This is a genomic window from Mucilaginibacter pedocola, from assembly GCF_002013915.1.
GTDB lineage: Bacteria > Bacteroidota > Bacteroidia > Sphingobacteriales > Sphingobacteriaceae > Mucilaginibacter > Mucilaginibacter pedocola.
Genome location: NZ_MBTF01000035.1, coordinates 390,579 through 415,822, shown reverse-complemented (window position 1 = coordinate 415,822; position 25,244 = coordinate 390,579). Strand labels below are relative to the sequence as shown.

The window sequence follows — 25,244 nt, the reverse complement described above, 5'->3', positions numbered from 1 at the left end:
TTTTGCGATATACCGTGATGTTGGCCTTTACTTCAGGGAAGAGATGATCTTCTTCACTTCCTCTGCGGTCACCTGTTTGGATTGATTCCCCCAACTGCTACGTTCGTGATTGACTATTGCGGCAACTTCTTCCGGCTTCAGATTATTATTTGTGCCGACGGCAGGCATTGCACCGTATCCCTCCCCTGCTCTTCCGTCATAGCCCTTCATGATGATAGTGACCTGCACCAGAGGATCAGTGTCCAGAACGATCGCGCTCCCTTTCAGTGAAGGAAATGCCCCGGGTATCCCTTGTCCGTTCGGTTGGTGGCAGCTTGAGCAATTGCTTGTATACAGCGCTTCACCATCAAACGCTGTTTGCTTTTTCAGAGCCAGCACAGCTGCAGTAACCTTACCGGCATCTTTGCTGTACAGAAATACCGGGACAGGCCTGCCGTCGGGCAGCTTTAATTGTTTGAGCGATTGCAGATAAGCCACCAGCGCCATGGCCTTGCGCGAGGCAACAACTTTTCTGCCGTCTTTTTCAGCCCCGGGAATATTGAGCACCTTATCTTCCGTATCAGCATATTCCTTTGACTCAAAGAGCCATTCGTACGACGGCATCACTGATGTGCCGACAACAAGGCGCGGGTTGTAAAGGTGAAGCAAGTGCCAGTCTTCGGCTGGCTGGCGGTTACCGATATTTGTAAGGTCCGGGCCTGTCCTTTCCGATCCCATCAGCGTTGCCGTATTTCGCCAGACATCCGTCCTTGTGATGCCGGCATAGTCCGCAGCTATGCTGGGACGGCTGCCCCAGTTCTTATCCATATCGAGGTTCCGGACCTGCTGCGTGTGGCAGGCTACACACCCCTCAGCGATGAATACTGCTTTACCTTCTTTTTCTAAAGCATTTAATGGCCTCGATCCCGGAAGGACGGCGTTGGCCTGCTGGTTGCTGAGTGCAGGAATTATGGCAACGAAGAGCGTAAGCACCAGGAAAAATCCGAGCGCGGCCATATAGAGTTTTTTATGATTCGAGTAGAGATCCATGTTCTATATTTCTGTTAGACGGGGTTAGAGATCATATGATTGTTGCCGAGAGCATCCATGACCTCTTTTCTGATCTCATTCTCGGAACGACGGAGCGTCATTGTATACATATTCCAGCAGAAGACCAGATGAGACAGCCACATCAGAGAACCCCCGATAGCTCTCCACAACCAGTACGGGGCCATCAGCACCACACTGTCAATAAAAGGCTTACCGGATTGCCAGGCAATGCCTCTCAGTGTCCCGCCGATCATTAACGGCACGGTGTAAAATAGCAGGCCGACCAGTGCAAGCCAAAAATGTGCGCCGACCCAGTGTTGTCCGGGTTCCTTTCCCGTTAGGCGCGGAACAAGCGTATATATAAAAGCCCATAGCATAAAGGCAATAATGCCGTACATGGTGATATGCGAGTGAGCCGTTGTAAAATCTGTAAAATGCCAGGCCAAATTCGTTTCCCTGAATGCCTCTGCCGTACCCTGCATGGAGCCTGTGAAATAGAAAATTACGCCAACAAGATAGAACGGCAGCGTATAGCTCCGGCTGATCTTGTGGAAATTCCCTTTCATGGTCATGAGAAAATTGGTCGTACCCGCAAAAACCGGGATCAGCATACCGACGCTTCCGACAATAGCGACGGTCTGCAGCCACCACGGGATCGAACTGAACAGAAAGTGATGTGTGCCGATCAGGGTATAGAAAAGTATCTGTGCCCAAAAGGCAAGGATACCCAGACTATAGGAATAAATAGGTGTGTTCAATTGCTGGGGGAGAAAATAATAGATCAGTCCCAGATTGAACAGCATGAACCACATTCCGACAGCCTGGTGCATATAATATCCCTGCACGATGGTTTCACCGAGGCCGTTTTGCCACTGCGGGAGGTAACCGACCAGGGCGATCACGGTTACGAACATCATGGCCGCCACAATATACCAGTTGGAAATATAGATCTCCGTTGTCTTGCGGCTGCCAATTGTACGGTAATAATTATAAAGTGTTAAAAGTATACCCAATGCGAAAAGAGCCATCACCGGCCAGATATACTCACGGTATTCGCCGCCCCCGTTGTTAATACCGGCCATAAGTGTGAGCGAACCGCAAAGAACAGCACTGTTAACGAGTATCAGTGACCAGTAAGCCAGTCGAATACTGAATATAACGGTATTGCTTACCCTCGGTACCACGTAGTAACCAAGGCCGAGCATGGCCAAAGAAGACCACCCCCAGAATACCATATTCGTGTGAACGGGGCGCAGGCGCCCGAAACTCAGCCAGCTCACGTGGTCTGCGTCAGGCGCTACGAATTTAATGCCCAGATATTCCCCTACAGAGGTTCCAAGTACCAGCCAGGCTGTCGCAGAGCCCAGAAACCAGAGGATTGCCCTTACAAGTGACTTATCAAGGTCATGAGGAACGGATGCTTTCCTTTTGGCAGCAAGGAAGCGGGGTGAATCAACTTCTGCAACATTGTGCAGTAAACCCTTCCGATCCGCAGGAGATACATTACTGCCAAGCTCCTCGTCCGATAATTTAAAATCCAGTGATGCTTTTCTTTCCAGGAGCAGGTGATAGAAATCAGGATCAGTACCCGCGGCGCTGATCAGATCGTCCGTCTCATTCCTGATGCGCCGGAACTGTATTCGGCTGATCAGACGGGACACCTTTATACCGGTATACCATATGGCAACCATAAGCGGCAGCAGGATAAGTGTCACGGTAATTATCATTCCGGGACTTTTCAGAAGCAGATCAGGTGCCGGGCCGGCCTCCGCTTTTGCAGGAGCGGCCAGCAGACTCATAAAGATCATTGCCGTAACGATCCCCGCATTATTTCCGGTCCTCTTTCGTAAGGAAGCGCTATGTGTCAGTATATGGCTGAGATCCGTTCTGTCGAGTGCAGAGACCTGCTGCTGCATCCTTCGTTTATGATCGGCTTTATTGTCATTTGTCTCTAACCTGAGTTTTACAGACAGCCTGTACAGCCAGAGGAGCAGAAGAAGCATAAGAAAGATCAATGCCCCCATTAACAGGCCGTAAACAATGTCACTGATGCCCTGGCCGGAAATGCCCGTTGTGTCATCCGTTCCGGCAAACGCAGCAGAGGTACCGGCCATCACGGCGAAAGCTGTAATGAAGAGTTTGTTTGTTTTCATCATTGTTATCAATATTACCTATCGACCGGAACTGCCGCCATCACAGGGATTCCGGAAATGGCTGAAGTTCCTCGAATTGAACTGCCGACCCATAACGACTTACGTGCCATTATATAATAATCTGTACATCAGCAATTTAAATCAAGCACAGATTTACACATCTCCGATATTTCGGCGTTACGCGTTTTAAAGATGCCCGATACGCGAAATACCGTGTCTCCGAGTGTTTCGGCGGGCCGGCTTGTGGGGAAACCTTACCGGCGTCATTAAAACCGGCCCACGGCCTGATGAAGTGGCATCTTAGCGCCACTATATCGCATAAAAACGATATAAAGTCCGCAACAAGCCACACACACAGGCACAAAAACCTGGCAAACAAATACTTAACTACATGGCATCTGGCTTGCATTATCCGGGCAACGGTAAGGATCAGAGAATTAAAAAATATATTCCCGGGCGGCACGCCGGCTTAAACGGCTTTACCGGAAAACCAGACATTAATAATGAAGAAATGCAGGAATCTAAAGCTATTCAAAGGGTTCAGGGTGTGAACGCGGAACGGAACGCAAATCCCCTATCTGAACTTTCAGCGGAATCAGTGCCGAAAACTTTCCGTGAGGGACAGGATCCGGCAGAAACAATGAAATTGCTCGGGCATGAGATCAAAACACCTTTATGCCTGGCAAAGCTCTATCTCCAAATGGCGCAGCGACTGTCTGACCATCGCACGGATCAAATGAGGCATTTCATGGAAAGGGCAACCGAACAGATCGGTACGATCAACAGGATCACGGACGATTTCGTCCAAAGCTTTGAATGCCCCCTGTCAGCCCCCGCCCCGAAGTTCTGCAGATTCGATATAACCTTACTGCTCACGGAAACTATAGACGAAGCCGTTCTGCTTTATCCGGGGTTTTCGTTCGAGCTACACGGGGTAAAAACAGCCTGCGTAACAGGAGAAAGGCACAAGATTAAACAGGTGCTGAACAACTATTTGAACAATGCCATTAAATATTCCTGTGGGAACAAGACAGTGCTGATCAACTGTGAAAGTACTCCAGAAGCTGTAACCGTCACCGTAAAGGATTTTGGCACAGGCATAGAAACGGGTTTGTCAGAAAAGATCTTTCAGCGGTCTTATCGTGCGTTGACAGAAGCAGTTCGGGGAGTTGAAGGGAGCGGCTATGGCCTCTATATTGTCAGTGAGATTATCGCCGAACATCTGGGAAAGGCCGGCGTACGGAGCAAATTGGGACAGGGTTCAGAATTTTATTTCAGCCTGCCGGCATTCAGCGGGAACCTGTTTGCCGGAAATTCCGTTGACAGCTGATCAGCGGACCACCTCTTCTCAACACTCCCGCGTGAAATAAACGGGATTAAGGCTTTTCAGAATCCAGCCGTCGGGACGATTCTCATTCCGTTTTCTCCGTACGGAATATCATCCGCAGCGACCTGTCTTTGGACAGGTAAGCACTTGCCCAGTCATAAAAGGTGACAAACTTATTTCTGAAACTAACGAGCGATATCAGATGAATAAATAACCATATTAATAGGCCGGGCAGTCCGTTTATATGGAGTTTATGCCCGAACAGATCGACAACAGCCCTGGTACGGCCGATGATGGCCATATCTCCCTTGTCAGCATAAATGAATGGTTTCAGCGGCCGCTCACGGGCAAGTGCCCTTAAGTTCTTAGCCAGGGCTTTCCCCATTTGAATAGCGGGCTGTGCCACCTGAGGATGGCCATGGGGGTATCTCGGATCATCTGTATGAAGCGCGGCATCGCCGATCGCATAAACATCCGGTACATTTTTAACACGGCCATATTCATCCGTAAGCATACGTTTACCGATGCCGGTACTTGCTTCCGGTATGCCCTCGAAGGTATTAGCCGTTATACCTGCCGCCCAGATCATGGTCCCTGCTTTAATTTCCGTCCCGTCATCCAACAGTACGCGTTCGCCATCATAGTCTTTCACCCTGGACCTCAGTTTTATACTAACACCTCTTTCTGACAGTATCTGATAAGCCTCACGATGTGTTTTATCACTCATCGGCAGCAACAAAGCGGGGCCGCCGTCAACAACATACAAGTTCACCTGTTCATCTTTAAGCTCCGGGTAATCTCTGGGAAGGATATATTTCTTCATTTCGGCAAGCATTCCTGCCACCTCCACGCCTGTGGGGCCGCCACCGGCAATAACGATGGTCAGCAGTTTCTTCCGCTCTTCCGGATCCTTCGTGATACTTGCCCTTTCCATTGTACGTACCATTGCATTTCGCATGCGCAACGCATCATCTATAGTTTTCATAGGTATCGCATACCTGCGAATATTTTCGTTACCGAAAAAATTTACTTTTCCTCCTGCTGCAAAAACAAGAATATCATAGGACAGTTCACCGTTATTCAGGATCAGCTTTTTTGCCGTTGGATCCACTCGTAAGACCTCGGCCATACGGAACAAGAGACGTCCGTCCCGAAATAATTTCCGGAACGGAGCGCTGATACTGGAAGGGTCAAGAAAAGACGTCGCCACCTGATAGAGGAGCGGCGGAAAGTAATTGTAATTATTCCTGTCAATAAGCGTTATGCTGTACAGCTTGTCCGTGATCAGATCTTTCGCGAGGTTAAGCCCTGCGAAACCACCGCCGACGATCACTACTTTTCTTTTTTTTATCAATACTTCATTCATTTTTATAAAGTTTATAGGTGCTTTTGAATGCCCCGGAATGATTTCTTTGAAACAGACTCAGGAACCGGCATCGGGTAACAGCGAAGTTCACCTCAGGATGCTGTGACCTTCCCTGTAAATATTATCTATGCTCCAGCGGAACTCGCTGAATGCCGAAAGTAAAAAAGCACCGGCGCATACTGCCGGTACCGAGTAGTTGAATACAGCCTTGGTTCCCGCGGTGAACACCATACAAATGATAAACGTAAGGGTGAGCAGACAGGCCGCCATTGCATTCCATTTTGTCTTGTAACCTACAATAAGGAGCAGCCCGAATACAGCCTCTCCTACCGTAGCGAGCAGCCCGAGTACTCGGGTCAGGCCAGCGGGCGACCATGGTACCAGCATTTGGGTATAAGCAATGAAATTTTGCCAGTTGCCCCAGTTAATATTATGCGTACCGGGTTGCCCCAGCCACCCCAACCTGTCCAGCACTGCAGACAAAAAACCAAGCCCGAGCGACAGGCGGAGAAATAGTTGTGCGTAGTCTTTCTTTTTCATAAAGTTCTGTTTTATTTTAAAGTTTCTGTTGTTTTTGATGTGTATGGAGCGCTTGTAACTTTCCCTTATTTCTTGCAGCTTCGGCCCTTCAGGAAAGGAAGCCTCCACCGCGTCTTCCGCATCTGCCGGCGGGTAAATAAGTTTTGTGTTGACATACATTTTTACATCATGGGCTTCTTTTCCGCTTAATTCCACCTGATGATCGCGGCCGAAGGTAACAAGGCCCTGACTACGGCCAAGATCCAGACAGGTGATCTGTCCGGTCTGCCTGTACTCTTTCAGGGGCAGCCCGAAAAGATCATTGATCGCATTGTGTCCGGCCCAGCGGCCCTGAAAGTTGCTGTATTGGGCGGCCATTGCACAAGCTTCACCGTTCCCGGTATCAACATTTGCTACATCGCCGCTAAGAATGACATTATCATATTCTGGCAATTTCAGGAAGGCATCCACTTTAAGGCGATTGAATTCATCCCGTTCGCCATTGAACTGCGCAGTAAGTTCGCTGGCCTCCATACCTGTAGCCCATATAACGGTCTGCGTAGCAATCACCGTCCCGTTGTTCAGCCTTACCGATCCCGGTTTTACTGAAGTAACCTCTGTCCCGGTAAATACCTCGATGTTCTGCAGCGTTATCGCTTTCCGGATGTATGCCTGTGCTTCAGCAGAATACCCGCTGCCTATCTCCAGGAGTTTTTCAATATTTATCGCCTTAAAAAGCGGTGGTGGGCTGACAAATCGCTTACTGATGCTGCGGGCCTTTTCTATGATCGTGGAGACGGTCTCCAGCCCTGTGAACCCGGCTCCCACAACAACGAATGTCGCTGCTCCTTCGCTGCCGAAACCCTGTTCAGCCAGTTTTTCCAAGTGCTTTTCCAGTTTACGCGCGGCATTAAAAGTATCTACATTAAACGTGTGTTCAATACCCGAAATGTCAGATCGCTTTAGAACGCTCCCCGTCGCAAGAACAAGGTAGTCATAACCCAATGAAAAAGTACCGTCGGCGGTAAGGACTGATATTGTCTCGGTTTCGGGTAATATATATTCTACCCTTCCGGTAATTAGGGAAATCCCCAGCGGTATGGTATACCTGGAAAGTTCTATTCGTAAGCCTGCCAGAGAAGCTTCATAAAGACGGGGCCTGATGGTGAAATATTCATCAGGGTTAATAATAGTGATCTCAACCTCATCCCGCTTACTGATCTTTCGGCTTTGCCGCACTGCACTTAGTGCACTCCAGAACCCCGAAAAGCCCCCGCCGATAATTACCAGTCGTTTCTTCATAGCGCACTCATGCGGCGATTATTTAAATTCGCCGGCGCACAAATAACAACGCTTGTGCCACCAACCTAAAAAACTAACAACCAGCAACTTGAAATAACTACACAAAGAAAAAGGCACGATATATCGCCATTGGCCGCTTCGGCGGCGATTAGGCGTTGGGAAAACATATTCCCCCCTTCCATTTAATAGCAAAAGAAAGACAGAAGGCCTCAGTCAAAAGGCGTGTGAATGCCTGAGGCACCGGGCTGAGCTGCAGCCCCGTCAATGATGTCAAAACAGATCATGATTACGGCACCTTTATCATTTTTTCTTTCAAAAGATCCGCTGATCTGCTTTGCAAGGGCAGCCATCATTTCCATACCCATGTGAGCGGGCTGGTATTCAGTGCTTGCAAAACCTTTACCATTGTCGGCTATGAGCAGTCTCACACTTCCTTTACCCGATACGGAAGCTGTTATTTTTATTTCGCCCCCCGAACCATCAAAAGCATATTTAATGGCATTTGTGACCGCCTCATTCATGATCAGGCCGACGGGCACTGCCTGCGCTGGATCCAGAACAATATCATCGATGTGCTGGGTGATCTTTATCTTTCTTAATTCCGGGGTATAAACACCTGACAGGTAACCAATGAGGTCATGAACATAATCAGAAAGCCTGATAGTCGAGAGTCCGGACCTGGTGTAAAGCTTCTGGTGAATGATGGCGATCGACTGTATCTGATTCTGTACGTTACGCATTGCCCGGAGCGCTTCATCACTCTGAAGATGGGAGGATTGCCCGTAAAGCAGGCTCATCACGATCTGCAGATTGTTCTTTACGCGGTGATGCACCTCTTTTAACAACCATTCCTTTTGAAGAAGCAGATCGTCTTTTTCTGTGATGAGCACCTGCTGCTCGTCGAGTAGCAATGAGAGCTGTCGGTTCTGCTCATTAATCTGCAACTGTTTTGCGCTCATATCCAGATTGATCCTGATCTTGTGCCGGTAAGCATACCAGGCCATGCAGGCAAGTATGAGAATGAGGAAAGATCCTGCTATCAGGCCGTAGAACTGGGCATTGCGTCGCTCCAGTGTTGCTTTCTGGATCGCTGTCTCGCTATGCAGCTCGTGTATAGTTTTATCCTTTGCCAGCAAACGGTATTTCGCTTCAAGTTCGTGGATCTGCTCTGTGGCTTTCGAGTTATTTATCGAATCGTTTAACCGGGTAATGCTCCTGTAATTTTTAAGGGCGGAAAAGAAATCTCCGTTTACAGAGTCAATGGTATAAGCATAATGCAGCATTCTTCTTTCTATCAGTACCGACCGCCCTTTCCATGGTAAAGCATCAAGCTGTTTATATGCTGCTCCGAACTCATCCCATTGCTGTTTCTTCATGTAAAAACGAAGCAGCGGGTCCGAGAACGATATGTAATTATCTATCCGGTAGAATTCCTTATTTTGCGGCAGCGCATCATACACCTCTTTTGAAGCTTTCCTGAATCGCCCGATAAGCCTTCCGGCGCTTTCCAAATCTCCGGACAGGGTATAGAGCTGGATCTTTGCGGACAAAAGCAACATGTTGTGATAAACCGTATGATCCGGGAATCTGCTCTCGTATTTCCTGATGAACTCCAATCCCTCGCGGTATTTTTTCAATTTACTATAACACAAGGCGGCCCCTCGTATACAGAGATAATAATAATCCTTCAAACCTACCTTCTCGGAGAACTTCATACATTTCAGGTAAACATCCAATGCCTTCTGCTCCTGTAAATCATTATAATAGGCCCCGGCCAGGCAAAAATAATACAAGGCACCGTCGTTATCCTTACCGTCAGGATCCTGATCAAAAAGGTTAGCCGTTTCAATACGGGCCAGCAATCCCTCTTTGATCGCATTTTTACGGTACAGTACTTCCGCAAGTAAATAATAGGCCAGGTATACCTTCCGGTATTTTAATGCCTTATATTCTTTGATAACAGACAGCAACTCCTGCTCTGCCTGTTCAAAATTACCCAGTACCATATCTGCATCAGCGACCTTTCCAAGCAAATCTGCAGATTCCTGTTTCATGCCGGCGGCACTGAACAATTTATAGGAATTCACATAAGCCTTTTTTCTGATGGCTGCGTTGGGAATATCTGTGTACATAATAAAGTCCCCAAACATCAGCCATGTGAAGGCAGCTTTCTTTTTATCACCGGTTTGTTCGTGGTATTTTGCTGCGCTGCCAAACAAGCCCTCCGCTTTAACATAATCGTGAAGAGATGCGCTGAGGCAGGCTTTTATAAGGATGCAATCGTAATAATAACGCGGCAGACGAAGCTCCCGACTCAGTCCTGCAGCCTTATCAGCGTAATAGGCAGTACTGTCCATATCACTTTTTTCATCACCGGGCTTATCCAGGTAATAGTTTGAAAGTTTGAGCAGGGCCACGATACGGTTACTATCCGGCGCTGTGCTGTGCAGAGCCCGGAGCAGTGTACCACTTCCCTGTGCCATGAGAACGGTACTACAGCTGACAAGCAAAAGAAACAGTATGAATTTTCGGATGATCATTTTCAGTCAACGCATATTTAACCGATTGCTATGATTGTAAAACCCTTTATTATACACTGTATTTACCTGATACCTAATCGCTTCATTTTGGAATGAAGCGTTGTCGGCGGAAGGCCCATCAGCGCTGCAGCACCGTTGGCTCCGCGTATTTTTCCGTTGCAGCTGTTTAAAACAGATAATATATATTCCCTTTCATTTTCATCTATAGTTTTGATCTTCGCAGGGGATTCTGCAGGCAGGAGTATCATTCTGCCTTGTTTTGGCATCTCCGCATCTGTGATGACCGTTCCTTTTGTCATCAGCAGAGACCGTTCAATAAAGTGCTCCAGTTCACGCACATTGCCGGGCCATGTGTAGTTCATCATTTTCTCCAGAAGGTCCTCGGAAACGCCGGTTACAGCTTTTTTATAACGCTGCGCATAGCGTGCAACAAAAAAATCAGTCAGGGATACAATATCCTCTACGCGTTCTCTCAGCGCAGGCACGTTTAGCGGAAAAACGAAAAGCCTGTAGTAAAGATCCAGCCTGAACCGGCCGTTCTCCATTTCTACCTCAAGATCGCGGTTAGTTGCCGCGAGGATCCTGACATTGATCTTTATTGGGGCCCTCCCGCCGATCCTGTCAATCTCCTGTTCCTGCAGAACTCTCAGCAGCTTTACCTGCACGTCCATGGTCAGTTCACCAATCTCATCCAAAAATATTGTCCCGCCGTTCGCTATCTCAAACTTTCCTTCCCTTTTTTCAACTGCTCCGGTAAAAGCCCCTTTCTCATGACCGAACAATTCACTTTCAACGAGATTAACAGGTAAAGATGCGCAATTGACGATGACAAACGGTTTGTCCTTACGGCTTGAACGTACATGTATACTTCTCGCAACCCTTTCCTTACCCGTACCGCTTTCACCCAGTATGAGAACAGAGGTATCGAGCGGTGCTACGATCTCGATCTTATCCAATACTGATAACATTGCAGAACTTGTACCTACCATTCCGTCAAAATCGCCGGTGGAAGCACCTTCTGCCCCACGCTTTCTCAATCCTGTTTTCAGGGTTGATACCGGGACTTTGCGGGAAAACAGATCATGTAATACCGCTTGTATACGACTCATGAGTACCAGATGATGCTGACTGTAGATATTTGAGCGCCGATTGTAAAATTCGATCCGGACCTTTTCGGTGCTTTCTGTTTCGACCGGGAAAAGGATGGCAGACCGCAGGTCATATATCCCACAAAGAAGTTTGCTCCGGGGACTCAGGCCGAACAGATGCTGGATATCCGTATCGCGGTAGATCTTCGGCCTGCTGAAACCATCTTCGCTGATATCATCCGAACCATCCCTGCCAGTGCTCTGTCCTGCGATATTCCTGAAGCCCTCATCTCCTATATACTGGTATTCTTCGAAGCCTACCCTTAAAAGGCCTGAATGAATTTCCGATGATCTGTCACGGAGCGGGGTAACGATATTGAAGTAATCAAATGGTATGTGCGGCTGAAAAACCTCGGCTATTCTTATCAACAGGGTCTTTTCGTCTTTTACCGAATCAATGGCGGCGCGTAGTTTCTTGTCAAGGTCCAGTTCTTCTTTATACCGCGAATCCATCATATGCTGGTGCCGGTAAAACGCAACATCCAGAGTAGTTAGCAGATCGAATTCACGGAATGGTTTAACAATAAAGCCCAACGGTAGTGTTTCTTTGGCTTTCTCGAGTGTATTTCCTTCAAAGTTCGCTGTCAGAAATACAAACGGGATGTTTTCCGAAGCAAGGCTTCGGGCAAGATCTATCCCTGAAAGCTCACCTTTCAACTGAATATCAACCAGCACCAGATCAGGCAAATGTTCTTTTGTAAGAGAAAGCGCCTCTTCTACATTATCCGCAACGCCGCAAACTTTAAAGCCCGAATTCCTGAGCACTGATTTAATATGCTGAGATACAAGATACTCGTCTTCGACAATCAATATTTTTTTCATAAATGGCACCAAAATCATGAGAGGGAGATGCTGCTCCATAATTAAAAATCTTACCCTTTCAGATGACAGATAAGCTGTTGTAAAAACAGCTTTTTTTCTCATGTCCCTGAGTTAAGAACGTTTGTCGGAAGCATTCTTATCGCATGATAAATATTCGTAAATGATGTAAACCCGAACTAAAGTCGGCAATTTATCGCAGGTTTTCAAAACCTTTTCCTGAGGTTTCTCTGCGGATGGACTGCCCATGGTAATTCGCAAAAAATGGCATGGTTTAAATTCCCAAAACAGACGAAATATCATCGGCCATTTTTTTTAAAACAGACGAAATACCGTCTGTTTCTGTTATTAGCCCCCACTCCTACACCTTTTGGGCGTATGGCACAGCTTTGGTTGAAAGCGCTAAGGCAATCAAATCATTTTACGGCTATCCCTAAAACTATGACTGAATCTTTAAATATTTCGAACGCTTCTCTCAATGGGCCTGCCTCGTGGCTTTCTGATACGATGGACCGGCTGGAATCCCTTTCCAGCTTCACCCGGACACTCGCAGGAATACAGTCTGCAACGGAATTATACCAGTTGATGAAAAGCCTTGTTTCCCCGGCCTTTGGTATCCACGAATTCGCGATCTTTTCACTCCTGCCGGAAACCGGCATCCTTCACAATCTCCTTTCAGAAGAGGAAGGTTTACCAGCTTCAGCATTTTTCAGGGCGTCTGTATCACTGGTTGAAACACCTTTAGACATAGAGAACCCTCCGGATATAGACAGGCTATGGCCCCTTGATATTGAAGAGGCCATAGCAGCCCAAAATGCTGTGCCATTTCTGAAGCCGGGAAACGTGGCGGACCGGCATTTGTACCACCTCTTTGAGCTGCGCAACGGTGCCGAACTAACCGGGCTATGTATATTTATATTCAACAATAGTAAAACAGGAATTTCCACCCCTACCGCATCCCTACAGTTGCTTTTCGACCAGATAAGCTTGACTGTAAGCAGGATCATTATCAACAAAAAAGTTCAAAAACAACAAGAAGAACGAGAATTGCTGCTGGCGGTAAGTACTTCTATAGCAAAAGTCAAGGATCAGGCACAGTTACATGAGGCACTTACCAAACGCTTAAAAAATTATTTCAGGTTCAGCCACATCGCCATCGCCATGAATGACGAAAACCGGAAAACGTTCAATCTCTTTCTTTTAGATCCGCTGTCAAAATCGAGGAATCATCCGGACTACGAACACCTCAGATCGAAGAGCTACGAGCTTAATGATCAGTTTGTGAAGACGATCAGCGCATCACCCTATCCGGTAAGCATCGATCTCCAATCCTACTCTAACGAGGAACTTCCGCTCTATCTCCGCATCAACAGGGAAAGCGGGATCAAAATGATATGGGGACTTGCATTCAGGACAGAAGAAAAAACGATCGGCATCCTTACGTTCTTTTTTGAAGAACCACGGCAGCTGACCGCCAACCTAATGGCACTGATGACCGGCATAGGACATCTTGCCTCTGTGGCCGTTTCAAATGTCATAGCGTTGCAGCAGGTGAACAAGCTACTGTCATTCAAATCGACAATGCTCTCTTTCGGGATCGAACTCAGAATGACAAAAGACAAACGCGCATTGTCCCGGATCATCAAAAAGCAAATGGCTGAACTCCTGGGGGTCAGAGGCTTTGCAATATTACTGATCTCTGCTGACCAGGCGGCCGGAGAGCTTTTCTTTTATGACCATGACCAGCCCGTTACCGGTAACGCAGCCTTCACTGAAATGGCTGAAAGGCCGGTGCCGCTTAATTCTGATTTTTATAATGAAATACTGAAAAGCCCTGCGCCTGTAAGATTCCCTAATGACAGCCTCAAAAGTAACGTACTTGAGCAGCTGCTGAGCCTGGCGCCGGAAGACGTCCTCGTGGGGACAACAATAAAGCTTGGTGATAAACTTGCGGGTATTATGGTCATGAACTGCAGCGATATGCGGATCATCAGCCGCGACCGGCAAATCTTCGACAGCTTTTGCTCTCAGATAGGTATCGTAATCACCAATATACAGGCGCACAAAGACCTGGAGGCCCAGCTAAAAGAAACGGAGAAATACCGTGAGCAACTGGAAGTAGAAAAAAAATATCTTGCAGAGGAGATCAATATTCTTCATAACACTTCAGAGATCATCGGTGAAAGCAGTTCTCTTAAAGGTGTTTATCAGCTGGTATCCCAGGTAGCCAAATCAAGCAGTACAGTACTTATTTTAGGGGAAACAGGAACCGGTAAAGAGCTTTTTGCACGTGCGGTACATAACAACTCGCCGAGGAAAGACAAAGTCATGATCAAAGTGAACTGTGCAGCTATCCCGGCCAATCTTATTGAAAGCGAACTCTTCGGCCATGAAAAAGGAAGTTTCACCGGCGCAACAGAACGCAGGCTGGGAAAGTTCGAACTTGCCAATGGCAGCACACTTTTCCTTGATGAAGTTGGTGAAATGCCGCTTGACCTTCAGGTAAAGTTACTCCGCGCCCTCCAGGAAAAGGAAATAGAACGTGTCGGCGGCAGGACTACGATTGGCGTCGACGTGCGAATCGTTGCGGCTACCAACCGGAATCTCGAAGAAGAAATGGCTGCAGGTAAATTCCGTAGAGACCTCTACTACCGGTTGAATATTTTCCCGATCGATCTCCCGCCGCTCAGGCAGCGGCGGGACGATATTGAGATGCTTGTGAACCATTTTATAGAAAAATACAACAAGCGATGCGGAAAACAGATCACAGGGATCGGCGCTAAAGCGCTTGAAGACCTCAAGCGTTACGGATGGCCGGGAAATATCCGTGAGCTGGAACATATGATAGAAAGAAGTATTCTGCTGGCCAACGATAGCATTATCAGGCATATTCCGCTTCCGGTCGTTAAAGACGATACTGTAAATATTCCGGACCAGGAGGCACAGTTTGCATTAAAAACGATCGATGAGAACGAAAAGGAGCACATTCTGAATGTACTCAATTACTGCGCAGGACGGATCGCCGGCAAAGGCAATGCCGCGGATATCCTCGGTGTCCCGCCCACGACACTGAACTCAAAAATGAAAAGGCTGGGTATCAGGCGCGGGCATACCAGCTGACGATCGCGTATAATTCTGTTTCCGCTGAAAGATCATTCAATACTGCGGGCAATGTCGCCTGCAGAAAAACTTGATATATACATATATGAAAAAGGTAAAATTAACTTTACTGGCTGCATGCAGCCTGTTGGTGATCAGCGCCAAGGCCCAGCATAAAATGGATATGCCGGATGTAACTGCAACACCTCCTAAGGTCATTTTTTCAAAAGTGCTGAACACAGCTTCGCTAAACAACCAGGAGTTCAAACTGGTGGTCGTAAATTTTGCTCCGGGTGAAAGCTCATCAGCCCACCGTCACCCTATCCCGACTTTCGGATACGTGCTGGAGGGCGAACTGGAATCGACTTTCGAAGGAAAAAAATACCGCTATAAAAAAGGGGAAGCCTTCTACGAAGAACCAAACGGACTGCATAACGGTACGCGGAACGTGAGCAAGACCAAACCGGCAAAACTGCTCGCAATGTTTATCGGAGATAACGGAAAGCCCTTCCTGGTGCCGGAAAAGAAATAACGCTGAAGCCGTAAAGTCTGAGAGAGGGCTTTACGGCCTTCACAGGTACTATATATCGTCAGGCAAAGGTACATCCGCGATATGCAGTTAGCTGCGGGAAACCCTAAAGCCACATAACATACTGTTGTGCAATATATTAACAAACTGGAACACAACTTGAAATCGTAACCATATCACAGTGCATTCGATTGAACGAAGGCATTAAAATATCTTAATATGAAAATAGTAGTAATCGGCGGTACCGGCCTGATCGGTGCCCAGCTTGTTGACAAGCTTCAGTCACTTGGCCATGAAACATTAGCTGCATCTCCGGCGAAAGGTATTAACAGCATCACAGGAGAAGGGCTTGACGATGCATTGTCAGGCGCAGATGCTTTGATCGATGTTTCAAATTCACCCGTTTACAATGAATCGCTGGCTTTCTTTGAACAATCAGGCAATAATCTTGCCGCAGCAGCAAAAAAAGCGGGGATCAGGCACTACGTGGTTTTATCTATCGTAGGTACCCCTAAACTTACCGGCAGCAACTATTTCCGCGCTAAAGAGATCCAGGAAACCATTGCTGTCCAAAGCGGTATCCCGTATACCATTGTCCGGGCCACTCAATTTTATGAATTTATGGGGGCGCTCGCTAATATGTATGAGCAGGATGGAACTGTTCACCTCACTCCTGCCATCGTTCAGCCCATTGCATCAAGGGATGTCGCCTTTAAACTGGCGGAAGTTGTAATTGCAGCACCGCTGAACCGTATCATCAATATAGCCGGTCCCGAACGCTACAGTTTACCGGATATCGTTGCCGGTTATCTTAGGAAAAATAATGATGGCAGGAAAGTGGTTCCTGACGAGAAAGTTGGTTATGACGGCGTGCCGGTCACTGATGACCGTTTATCTCCTGAATCAGCAGACTGGACATCTGCCCAGGCATTCTCAACGTGGTTTGACGAGCATTTTCAAAAAACCGGTCAATAATAAGCGAAGGCGGATGCCCGTCATTATCGGGAAGGTTTTGGCTTTTGTAATCTATTCTTTTTTTCCTATTCTACATGTAGAATCTTTCTGTGCCGGCGGCATCGCCTTAAGAAGCCGGGTTAACGCCCGGCTTTTCCTTTTGTGTCCGGGAGACTTCGGCAGGCCTGCGCCTTTTCAAGTCGCGGTAGCTTCAGTAAAGTCTGGTGCATTTTATGAAAAAATCCCGAGCCTCCCGAGGCTTAAAACACATAAAAGAGGAGTTGAAGGCATCCGGATTTGATGAGATGAAGCCGTTCGGCGATATAAAGTAGAGCAACCAACCAGAAATAAGTATAAAATACTGATATACAATAATTTAAATCAATGGCATTTATTTTGGCATAATGGAACCTATAAATATCTGTGATTATGGAAGCGTCAAAAATAATTCCGGCCTTAGGCCTTGCAGCCGCAGGGCTAAGGCCTGTTCCGGGCATCAAATTTATCTGCGATCAGGATATAAAGGATGACTCATTCGGGATCCTTTGCAAGTATGTTCAGGAGCTTACCGGTATAAGGTTGGCAGAGGAGGATATATCTCTCCTTTTACAAGCTGCTAAATTTAAGACACTTCGAAAAAGGCAGTACCTTCTGCAGGAAGGAGATGTCTGCAGGTACATGAATTTTATAACGAATGGCGCCTTGAAAATGTACTCGGTCAATGAGCGGGGACAGGAGGCGATCATAGTGTTAAGTACAGAGAACAGCTGGATCGCAGACCGTGAGAGCATGGGCCTGCAAACATCATCGATCTATAATATTGAAGCCATTGAGAAAACCCATATCGTCCAGTTCACTCCTGGGCAGCTTGACGCTTTGGGACAGGCAATTCCGGCGATTGCCGAAATGACGCGTTTGCAGAACAAGCAGCTCGCAATCGCTACACAAAAAAGGATACATGCAGCAATAAGCATGACAGCGGAAGAAAGATATCATGACCTGATCAGCTGTTATCCTGAATATATCCAGCGTTTTTCTCAGAATATGCTGGCTTCCTATCTGGGTATAAAGCCGGAAACACTCAGTAGAGTGAGGAAGCGCTGAGGGTGTTAGATTTTACTTTGGAAGCCATCCTGTCTCCGGGAAGGGCGCTGATATGCATTTGCCGGCAAAAGAAAAAATACCTGCGGGTAAATTGTGCGGCTGTGCCCGACAGCCTGTTTTCATAGTCCTGTAGCGCTGTAATGATCCTTTAGAAGGATCGGGGCACCGTTGCGGGCACAGGTCAGAATAAATTGTTCCACAGCATCGCGAACATCATTCCGGTGCCTGTACGGAAATCTCTCCTGGCTGCAGAAGCCAGTGCCACCGCTCCCGGCTGCATCATCTTTTCTCTATTGGGGTAAGCCCTCCCCTTTCTGGCATTAAGCTTAACGTTTTTGTCCTGGTCCGGAAGTACTCCTGCATTCGTTTTCATAGTCGGGATATAGATATAAATGATTTTTTGTAATTACGGACAGATTACCGGCTCTGGGCCTGCAAAACGCCTTAACATTACACAGTAAAATTACGGCATTGTGAACCGGCGAACGTTGACTTATGTGATAAATAGATATTGACCACTGAAAGGCCCCATCAATAAATTAAAATATTCAGCTGTGTTATAATTGCCTGAACGGCCTGGCCAGGTGCCCGAAAATGAAAATAACCGAACAAATGAGTAAGCCGGTCAACCAAACCTGTTGATGAATGTCAAATTTCTTTTTTGATGAATGTCATCAGTACAGCCGCTGCTTCCTTTCAATTTTGCAGTGTTCGAACATTTGATATTAATTAACAACGACAATTATGAAAAACTTCATCAAATCTCTTCTGCTGATCGGCGTGATTATGCCACTTACTTTGAAAAGCGCGTTTGCCCAAAGTGAAAAAACAACTCCATCGTCTTACATCAGTATCGGCCCGGATGCCGGAATCCCTATTGGTGCGATGCACCACAGGTATGACTGGAACCTTGGCGGTTCGGTACAGGTAGGCGTACCTGTTTCTGGGAAATCGCTTTATTTTGTAGGCAATGCAGGCTTTAATAACCTCTTTTCCAAAAATGACGCTGCCAATACCCATAACCTGCAGACGCTTCCGCTAAAAGCCGGCCTGAAATATTTTGCGGCCGGTAATTTTTATGTCCAGGGGCAGGCCGGTGCCGCGTTCCTTTTTAACAAAGAGAAAAGCGGTTATGACAAATCCACGGCTTTCACATATGCACCACAGGTAGGTTACCAGTTCCCGGCAGGGGCTAATTACATCGACGCCGGCATCCGCTGGGAAGGCAACTCAAAATTCAATACAGGCGGAGGTTGGAATAACTTTCTCGGCCTCAGGGTGGCCTATGGCTTCGGACTGTAACAACAGAATGGAAATTATGCCCGCAACAAGGCAGCATCGCGGGATGCTGCCTTTTGATCTAAAAGAATATTGATAATTGTCAATATTCTTTTTTGTCTTTAATCAAAATTAACGCGCCACCATATAGTGACCTTTGCATCAGCAGGTGCAGTTCAGAACACCCGCCAAAATGATCAGTATGATATAGATCATGTGCATCGCTTCCGTTATCTGGATCATCCCGGCATTACCAGGCCAGGCATCATATCTTATGTAAAAGAGAGTTGTGGCACAAATGCCTGCGGAACTCATTCAGCAGACAGGGCATAAAAATTATAGTAAACAGGAAAAATGAAAAAAACAAACAGCTTATACCGTGTTTCATTCAGGAGCGAAACTGCTAAGTGTTCACCGATGGAACGTTTCGCTACAAATATCCTGAATGCTAAAAATATAATGGAAGAGCCGGGCCTCAAACTATGCCAGCTTGAGGACGGGACATTGCTTGAATTTTACGGCACAGGCTCCTTTCCCCCCGAGAACATGTTTAAAAACGGAGATACGGTCATCAGTTTCCGTGTACAGGACCTTCAGCAGTCGGTCACCAGGCTACTGGAGGAAGGCGCCCGGTTGGTCGCTGACATCAAATTTCCATGTTCTGGCCTTGCATTCTGCCATGTTCAGCTGAAAGATGACCATGTCATCGGCATCTTCGAGGAAAAATAAGCTTATTGTGGCGGCAGGCCGAGACGTATCTCCGGCCGCCCGGCAAATACGAAAGGAGCTTTCTTAACTTTGGTTTCATCAGCCAGGCGGCCCCAATAACCGGAATCAACGGATAGCGAATAATCGATCAGCTTCTCTTCATATAACGCTGCTCCCCTTTTCCAGTGTTGCCTGAGGTGCCGGACAAGATAAGAAGCCGTGGCCTCTCTCGAAACATAGCTCAGATAACCTGTAGCGTTAAGCTCCTTCATAGCCGTATCCACTGATGTTTCGCCTGTTTCGCCATTCTTCCATTGCTCGAAGAGTTTTTTTTGCCGGCCCGATATCTTTATTGGTTCCTCATTATTATGGCCTTTAGCCTCCAGCTGCTTTCTTTTAAAAAGAAATTTGCAGTGGTCCCTCCGAATAAGCCCGGAAACAAGCTTGCCCGCAAAACCGGTACGCCTGCCATCGACGGACTTGCTAATGCCCCAGAATATTCTTGCAGGAGATATACATCCGGATGTTAGCCATGGGCTGAGGCTATCCGGACAAATATCATGATAACCACTGCTCAACGCTGCCTGAACCGCCCCCAGCCGCGCCAACGCAACATCTTCTCCTCCTGTGTAACTTCTGTTAACAGGCGGATCTGTAAATGAAGCCGGAACACCCAGTTTTGCAAGTGCCGGCATTTCTCCCGGGTTGAGTATTACAGGCGTTCGCAGGTCATTGATTTCCGGTAACAAAGCCCGGACGCAGCTATCTCTGATCAGCTTTTTTTTGAATACAGCGAAATCGTCCGGAATATCAGCGATACGAAAAGGCATATCTTCCTTGAGATACAGGGTATCCGGACTGAAGTATCGCAGGGGTACCTGCATTTTCCACAACAGCTGTTCCGTTTTCTCCGAAACAAAATTCTCGTAGGGCGTCACTTCTGCATGATGGTAAACAGCGGATACATGATACTGTTCCGCCAGGCGCGATACCAGGACGGCCGGATCGCCCGTCCTTATGATAAGGTCACTGCCACTTGCCCTAAACTTTGCGCGAAGTGCGGCAACGGATTCCAGAAGAAACCTGCCGCGGAAACTCCCCGTCCGGAAAAAGCCATATTCGTTCTTTCCGAAATAATATGGATCGAATATGTACACGGGTAAGATCTTTCCAGCCTTATGCAGGGCCTCAAAGACCACTTCATTATCAGAGATGCGCAGGTCATTCCTGAACCAGATCATAATGGTTTTGTCATTCATGGTAAAATATTTAATGATGAGATATTCCGGCTTCCTTCTCCGCTTAAAGCCGGAGATTAAGCGATACATAAGGGTACCAGCCCTCGGATGAATGGCCGGCAAGCACCTGAACGATAGTTAAACCGGCAGGAGCGAAATAAACCCCTCCGCCTGTCCCGTTATGCCATTTCTCCGAGCGCTCTCCTTTTACCCATACGCGGCCGGTGTCGTTGAAACCGATCAGCCCTAATTCGCCCGGCATAATATAGCTGGCCACATTGAATAGCCGCAGGCGTGCCTGGAAATTATTGTAGGCCATATGATCACCCGCAAACCTGTTTTGGAGATACCCAAGCAGATTCCCTTGCCCGCCCAGAAACACGGATTGGTAGAATGCCGGGCTTCCGGCCGTGATGCCTCCGCCCGTACGGTCGCTGATGACCAGCGCTCCGGCATGATCGATACGCTGGTACCAGGTCAGTTCCGGCCTGATCTGTAAAAATGAACGGCTGTAGCTGTTCAGCCCTTTGTAAGCCCGGATACCCAATTCAAAATAAAACCCTTGGGAAGGTAAAAGCCGCTGATCTCTCTGATCGGCCTTAAACAGCACCGAGAGCCCCAGATGAGCTTTGTCCCTGCTAACCGATGTGCTGTCGTAGCCGCGAATCCCGGCAGATAAAGAGCCGATGAGGCGCCCCGCATTTTCAGCGGGGTCCATATGATAGAATTCAAACCCCGGGCCTGCACTCAAGGATGCTGACCTGCCTAACCACCAGCGCAAAGCAGGCTCCAAACGGTAAGTATCGTACCGCGTCCTGTAAAAGGTAAGGTAGCCCAGAAATTTCATCAGCGGCGTTTCATTGCCTCTGCCAAAAAAATTCTGCGTATTGTTAGGCGCATTGATCACAGCATCCATCATAAGATCGGCCTTGCCGGCGATCTGCACCCATTCGCCGTGATAATTTACACGGAACGCAGAGGTCGCGAATGAATGCGTCACCATCAGCTGCTGCATAGTAGCGTAAGGCTGCTTTCTGAACCCGTCGTGCTGTATGTAACGGAAACCTGCGCCGAGCAGAAAACCGTCATCTCTGTTTCCGGCGGCCATGGCCAGCGGCATCCATACGTTATAGGGGTCGTTCTGAACAAAATGTATATTGGATGTATCTGCCGATAAATGCGCCCTGACATTATCTTTATTCCCTATAATTCGGATACTGTCGGGTTTGCTGTAGATCCCTACCTTCTTTAGCGTCGACCGAACCTCATATTCCTTATTTCCGTCCCGTCCAATCAGCCGCAGCCTGATCGGCGAATTTTTCACATTGATATCGACCCGGTCATTGCCGCCTTCCACATAGATCCGGATCTCCCTGGTGATCTCCGGATAGTAGGCCGTATTCAGGAGTTCTGAAGCTACCGTACCTTTACTGTTCATTGCCTCAATTCTTACCCTCAGCCTGCCATCGCCGTCATCGGTTACTGCAACCCGCTCACCCTTGTCCGAAAGCCGAAGGTCAACAACCCTGTTAACGAACCTGAAATAGCTGTCCATCGCTGCGGGGATATGATCGCGCCGTTTCTTCAGCTTTTCATAAAGCTCAGCATGCCTGATCCGATAGATCTCGGCCGGCAGCCTTCTCAGTGCGTTGAAAAGAACCGAATCATTTTCGGCTTTTACAAACTCACGTGCAGCTTGCATCCAGTCTTCGTAGGAAAATTGAAAATCGGGATAAGGCTGGATAAAACGGGTTTTAGCCAGTGAGTATTTCGGCCTCGGGATATCACCGTCAAAATCATCCAGCAGAGGATTGATCCACGATACAGCCGCTATTGATGGCCCTATGCCCTCCTGTACGTGGAGCACCTGGTCGCGATCACGCGGAATGCCTGTGTACGTTTTTTTATTTCCGCTGTTCCTGAGCACCCAGCGCCATTGTTCTTCGTGCCTGTCCCAGTCACCTACAAGCAGGTCAAGCATCCTTGCCTTTAAAAAGCTCTGCCCGTCAATCCTGTAGTCGTGATCGGAGAGCACCCTGGCCTGCATTTTTACCGTGTTATCAGATTTTCCTTCGGGCTCCCTTTCTTCAAGCAAAACAACCATATGCTCAAATTTCTTGTTGTACTCCCCTAAGGCAGTATCCTTTACAACAACACCAATAACGGGATTAGTATGCGGAACGCCGGCTGCCTCAGCCAGCGGGGGCACGATGAGCGCACCATACGGGTGCTGGCTACTCATGGCATCATCAAACCAGTCGAGCACAAAAGTCTGCCTCAGTTGTTCAGGCAAAATCCTGTCAGGGCTTTTCTCAATACTCCTTATAACCCAGCCCTGCCCCCCGGCATCTGTCAGGCGAAGTGACGTGGACTGCATCCCGCCGCCTTCTCTAACCGGCCTAAGCCCCCCCGCAACCGCAGAGGCCCTTATTAAAGGGAGCTTTACTTGTGTTGCCCATTCGTTCCTGTAATTGCGGCCAAAAAGCCAGCGGTGCAAACCTCCGGCTTTATCATACCGGGGGCGGATACTCACCGTTATGCTATCGGGAAAGCCGCTGCCTGATTGTGCCCGCAATGATTCCTGCGACGCAAGGCTAAAAACTACTGAAAGAATAATGATTACGGCGTTTTTATAAAACATCTTATATTGAATTAACTGACGATCGAAATTTTAGCGGCAACATATAGCCCCGGGAAACCTGTTATCTGTTGGATGGGCACTCGCGGCATCTGTTGCTTTGCGGTAATTCGGCCCGTTCAAAATTCGCCCTATGATCACAGGCAGCCGATGATAAAAAGCATGAAAATATCTTGACAAAAGTCAATTGCCTGATAAATTGCAGGCGTTCAATCCGGGAGTGTTGACTTTTATCAATGATATTTCCTGCCCTTTGTCAAGAAACGGTGTTGGTTTAAGTATTCAACTTTGTAGTAGTTAAGAAACTGATAATGACACTATGAAACAACGGCAGAAGCCCGACGGTGCAACGACAGCAGCAGCAGTGCTTTCGTTGCAGGGCCTTACAGGTATAGAAAAAGCCGGGGCCGGCGCGGGAAGTGGACGTTAACTTTCAGTTGGGGCTGATGGCAATTAAAAAGCAGCCCCTCTATATTCCGGCACGCTACTCATCCGGGTAAAGGCCGTTTTATTAGGAAGTTTAAAAACGTTTATTTTGTACCAATGGCCAAACCTCCACGAATATCGGATATCAGAGCTACCGTCAATGCCCACATCACTTTTGAGAACAGGGCTGAAGGGTTCGGTATGAACAGTTTTGACATCGCCAATTCGATAGAAGAATTTGTTGTGCTGAGCAATGAAGGTGCCTTGAAAACAGGGCCGCCGCTTAAAACTGACTTTTTCATTCTCATATTATGCCTTGAGGGTGTGTCTCAAAAAACACTCGGCCCGTTCAGCCTCGATGTCAGGCCACGAACTATACATCTTGTGTCACCTCGCTATATCAGTTCTTACCAGGATAAAACGGATGACGTTAAGCTATACATGCTACTTTTTAAACCGGAATTCCTTACCGAATCTTTCATAAAAAAAGAACTGATCGAACAGCTGCTGGATCCGGCAACCGGCCAGCCGCCTATATTTGAGCTCGATGAGGATAGTTTCCGGCAACTCAAATTTCTTTTTGAGCAAATAGGCTGGGAAGTAAAACAGAAAAAAAACTTCAGCAGGCAGGTCATCAGGCTACTGCTTATTCAGGTGCTGTTTGAGATAAACAGAGCCTGCGAGACATGCAGTTCAACCGCGCTGAGACAGACAAGCCGGCAGCATACAATTACCTTAAATTTCAGGAAGCAGGTGGATGAGCATTTCCTGGAAAAACGTACTGTACGTGAATATGCAGACCTGGCAGGCATCTCGCCTAAATATTTGCTCGAAGCTGTCAAAAATGAGACCGGGCAGACCGCTTTGCAAATCATACACAACAGGCTCTATCTTGAAGCCCAGTACCTGCTGAACCTTTCCGGCAAAAGTATTAAAGAGGCCGCTTTGGAACTGGGTTTCTCTACCAGTTCGCATTTCAGCAGGTTTTTCAGGCAGATGAGCGGCAGGTCGCCTGTAGAATATCAGCAGGAACGGTAAAATTGGTCCTATTTACCGAAAAACAGGAA

General features: G+C 47.6%; 18 protein-coding genes. 8 read left to right on the top strand and 10 right to left on the bottom strand.

Features of this window, described 5'->3' with window-relative positions:
* Positions 1-27 precede the first annotated feature (27 nt).
* Both BC343_RS24510 and BC343_RS24505 read right to left on the bottom strand, forming a co-directional pair.
* Positions 28-1,029, bottom strand: coding sequence for a cbb3-type cytochrome c oxidase subunit II (locus tag BC343_RS24510; RefSeq protein ID WP_078350431.1), 1,002 nt, complete (start codon positions 1,027-1,029; stop codon positions 28-30).
* A gap of 14 nt (positions 1,030-1,043) precedes the next feature.
* A complete protein-coding gene (locus tag BC343_RS24505; protein ID WP_238381853.1) occupies positions 1,044-3,185 on the bottom strand; it encodes a cbb3-type cytochrome c oxidase subunit I in 2,142 nt (713 codons plus the stop codon).
* Positions 3,186-3,573: 388 nt separating this feature from the next.
* On the opposite strand from BC343_RS24505, the gene BC343_RS24500 reads away from it, so the two are divergent.
* The gene (locus BC343_RS24500; protein WP_078350430.1) at positions 3,574-4,512 is read left to right on the top strand and encodes a sensor histidine kinase; all 939 of its coding nucleotides are present in this window, start codon (positions 3,574-3,576) and stop codon (positions 4,510-4,512) included.
* A gap of 82 nt (positions 4,513-4,594) precedes the next feature.
* On the opposite strand, the gene BC343_RS24495 is transcribed toward BC343_RS24500, so the two are convergent.
* The 4 genes from BC343_RS24495 to BC343_RS24480 all read right to left on the bottom strand — a co-directional run bounded on the left by BC343_RS24495 (position 4,595) and on the right by BC343_RS24480 (position 12,308).
* Complete coding sequence (locus BC343_RS24495; protein WP_078350429.1) at positions 4,595-5,875, bottom strand: NAD(P)/FAD-dependent oxidoreductase; 1,281 nt, start codon at positions 5,873-5,875, stop codon at positions 4,595-4,597.
* A gap of 87 nt (positions 5,876-5,962) precedes the next feature.
* Positions 5,963-7,696: an FAD-dependent oxidoreductase gene (locus BC343_RS24490; RefSeq protein ID WP_078350428.1), complete on the bottom strand. Its 1,734-nt coding sequence runs from the start codon at positions 7,694-7,696 to the stop codon at positions 5,963-5,965.
* 209 nt (positions 7,697-7,905) lie between these two features.
* Complete coding sequence (locus BC343_RS24485) at positions 7,906-10,236, bottom strand: tetratricopeptide repeat-containing sensor histidine kinase (RefSeq protein ID WP_078350427.1); 2,331 nt, start codon at positions 10,234-10,236, stop codon at positions 7,906-7,908.
* 62 nt (positions 10,237-10,298) lie between these two features.
* Positions 10,299-12,308, bottom strand: a complete 2,010-nt coding sequence (locus tag BC343_RS24480; RefSeq protein WP_078350426.1) for a sigma 54-interacting response regulator — start codon at positions 12,306-12,308, stop codon at positions 10,299-10,301.
* A 159-nt stretch (positions 12,309-12,467) separates the two neighbouring features.
* Here BC343_RS24480 and BC343_RS31700 point away from each other — a divergent pair, with 159 nt between their 5' ends.
* From BC343_RS31700 to BC343_RS24455, 4 genes are all read left to right on the top strand, one after another.
* Complete coding sequence (locus tag BC343_RS31700; protein ID WP_238381852.1) at positions 12,468-15,323, top strand: sigma-54-dependent Fis family transcriptional regulator; 2,856 nt, start codon at positions 12,468-12,470, stop codon at positions 15,321-15,323.
* Positions 15,324-15,408: 85 nt separating this feature from the next.
* On the top strand, positions 15,409-15,834 hold the full coding sequence (locus BC343_RS24470; protein ID WP_078350425.1) for a cupin domain-containing protein: 426 nt from the start codon (positions 15,409-15,411) through the stop codon (positions 15,832-15,834).
* 216 nt (positions 15,835-16,050) lie between these two features.
* Positions 16,051-16,806: an SDR family oxidoreductase gene (locus BC343_RS24465; protein ID WP_078350424.1), complete on the top strand. Its 756-nt coding sequence runs from the start codon at positions 16,051-16,053 to the stop codon at positions 16,804-16,806.
* A gap of 408 nt (positions 16,807-17,214) precedes the next feature.
* The gene (locus tag BC343_RS24455) at positions 17,215-17,889 is read left to right on the top strand and encodes a Crp/Fnr family transcriptional regulator (RefSeq protein WP_078350422.1); all 675 of its coding nucleotides are present in this window, start codon (positions 17,215-17,217) and stop codon (positions 17,887-17,889) included.
* A 181-nt stretch (positions 17,890-18,070) separates the two neighbouring features.
* On the opposite strand, the gene BC343_RS24450 is transcribed toward BC343_RS24455, so the two are convergent.
* Positions 18,071-18,262 carry a hypothetical protein gene (locus tag BC343_RS24450; RefSeq protein ID WP_078350421.1) on the bottom strand — a complete coding sequence of 64 codons (192 nt, stop codon included), beginning with the start codon at positions 18,260-18,262 and terminating at the stop codon, positions 18,071-18,073.
* Between the two features lie 371 nt (positions 18,263-18,633).
* On the opposite strand from BC343_RS24450, the gene BC343_RS24445 reads away from it, so the two are divergent.
* Together BC343_RS24445 and BC343_RS24440 are read left to right on the top strand one after the other, a co-directional pair.
* Positions 18,634-19,191 (top strand): hypothetical protein, encoded by a 558-nt coding sequence (locus BC343_RS24445; protein WP_078350420.1) that lies wholly within the window; start codon positions 18,634-18,636, stop codon positions 19,189-19,191.
* Between the two features lie 330 nt (positions 19,192-19,521).
* A complete protein-coding gene (locus BC343_RS24440) occupies positions 19,522-19,896 on the top strand; it encodes a VOC family protein (protein WP_078350419.1) in 375 nt (124 codons plus the stop codon).
* Between the two features lie 2 nt (positions 19,897-19,898).
* Here the strand turns inward: BC343_RS24440 and BC343_RS24435 are convergent, their stop codons facing one another.
* The 3 genes from BC343_RS24435 to BC343_RS31255 all read right to left on the bottom strand — a co-directional run bounded on the left by BC343_RS24435 (position 19,899) and on the right by BC343_RS31255 (position 24,479).
* Complete coding sequence (locus BC343_RS24435) at positions 19,899-21,134, bottom strand: deoxyribodipyrimidine photo-lyase (protein ID WP_162276934.1); 1,236 nt, start codon at positions 21,132-21,134, stop codon at positions 19,899-19,901.
* Between the two features lie 43 nt (positions 21,135-21,177).
* Complete coding sequence (locus BC343_RS24430) at positions 21,178-23,754, bottom strand: BamA/TamA family outer membrane protein (RefSeq protein ID WP_078350417.1); 2,577 nt, start codon at positions 23,752-23,754, stop codon at positions 21,178-21,180.
* 527 nt (positions 23,755-24,281) lie between these two features.
* On the bottom strand, positions 24,282-24,479 hold the full coding sequence (locus BC343_RS31255) for a hypothetical protein (RefSeq protein ID WP_162276933.1): 198 nt from the start codon (positions 24,477-24,479) through the stop codon (positions 24,282-24,284).
* Positions 24,480-24,561: 82 nt separating this feature from the next.
* Between BC343_RS31255 and BC343_RS24425 the strand changes: the two genes are divergently transcribed.
* The gene (locus tag BC343_RS24425) at positions 24,562-25,215 is read left to right on the top strand and encodes a helix-turn-helix domain-containing protein (RefSeq protein WP_162276932.1); all 654 of its coding nucleotides are present in this window, start codon (positions 24,562-24,564) and stop codon (positions 25,213-25,215) included.
* Positions 25,216-25,244 lie beyond the last annotated feature (29 nt).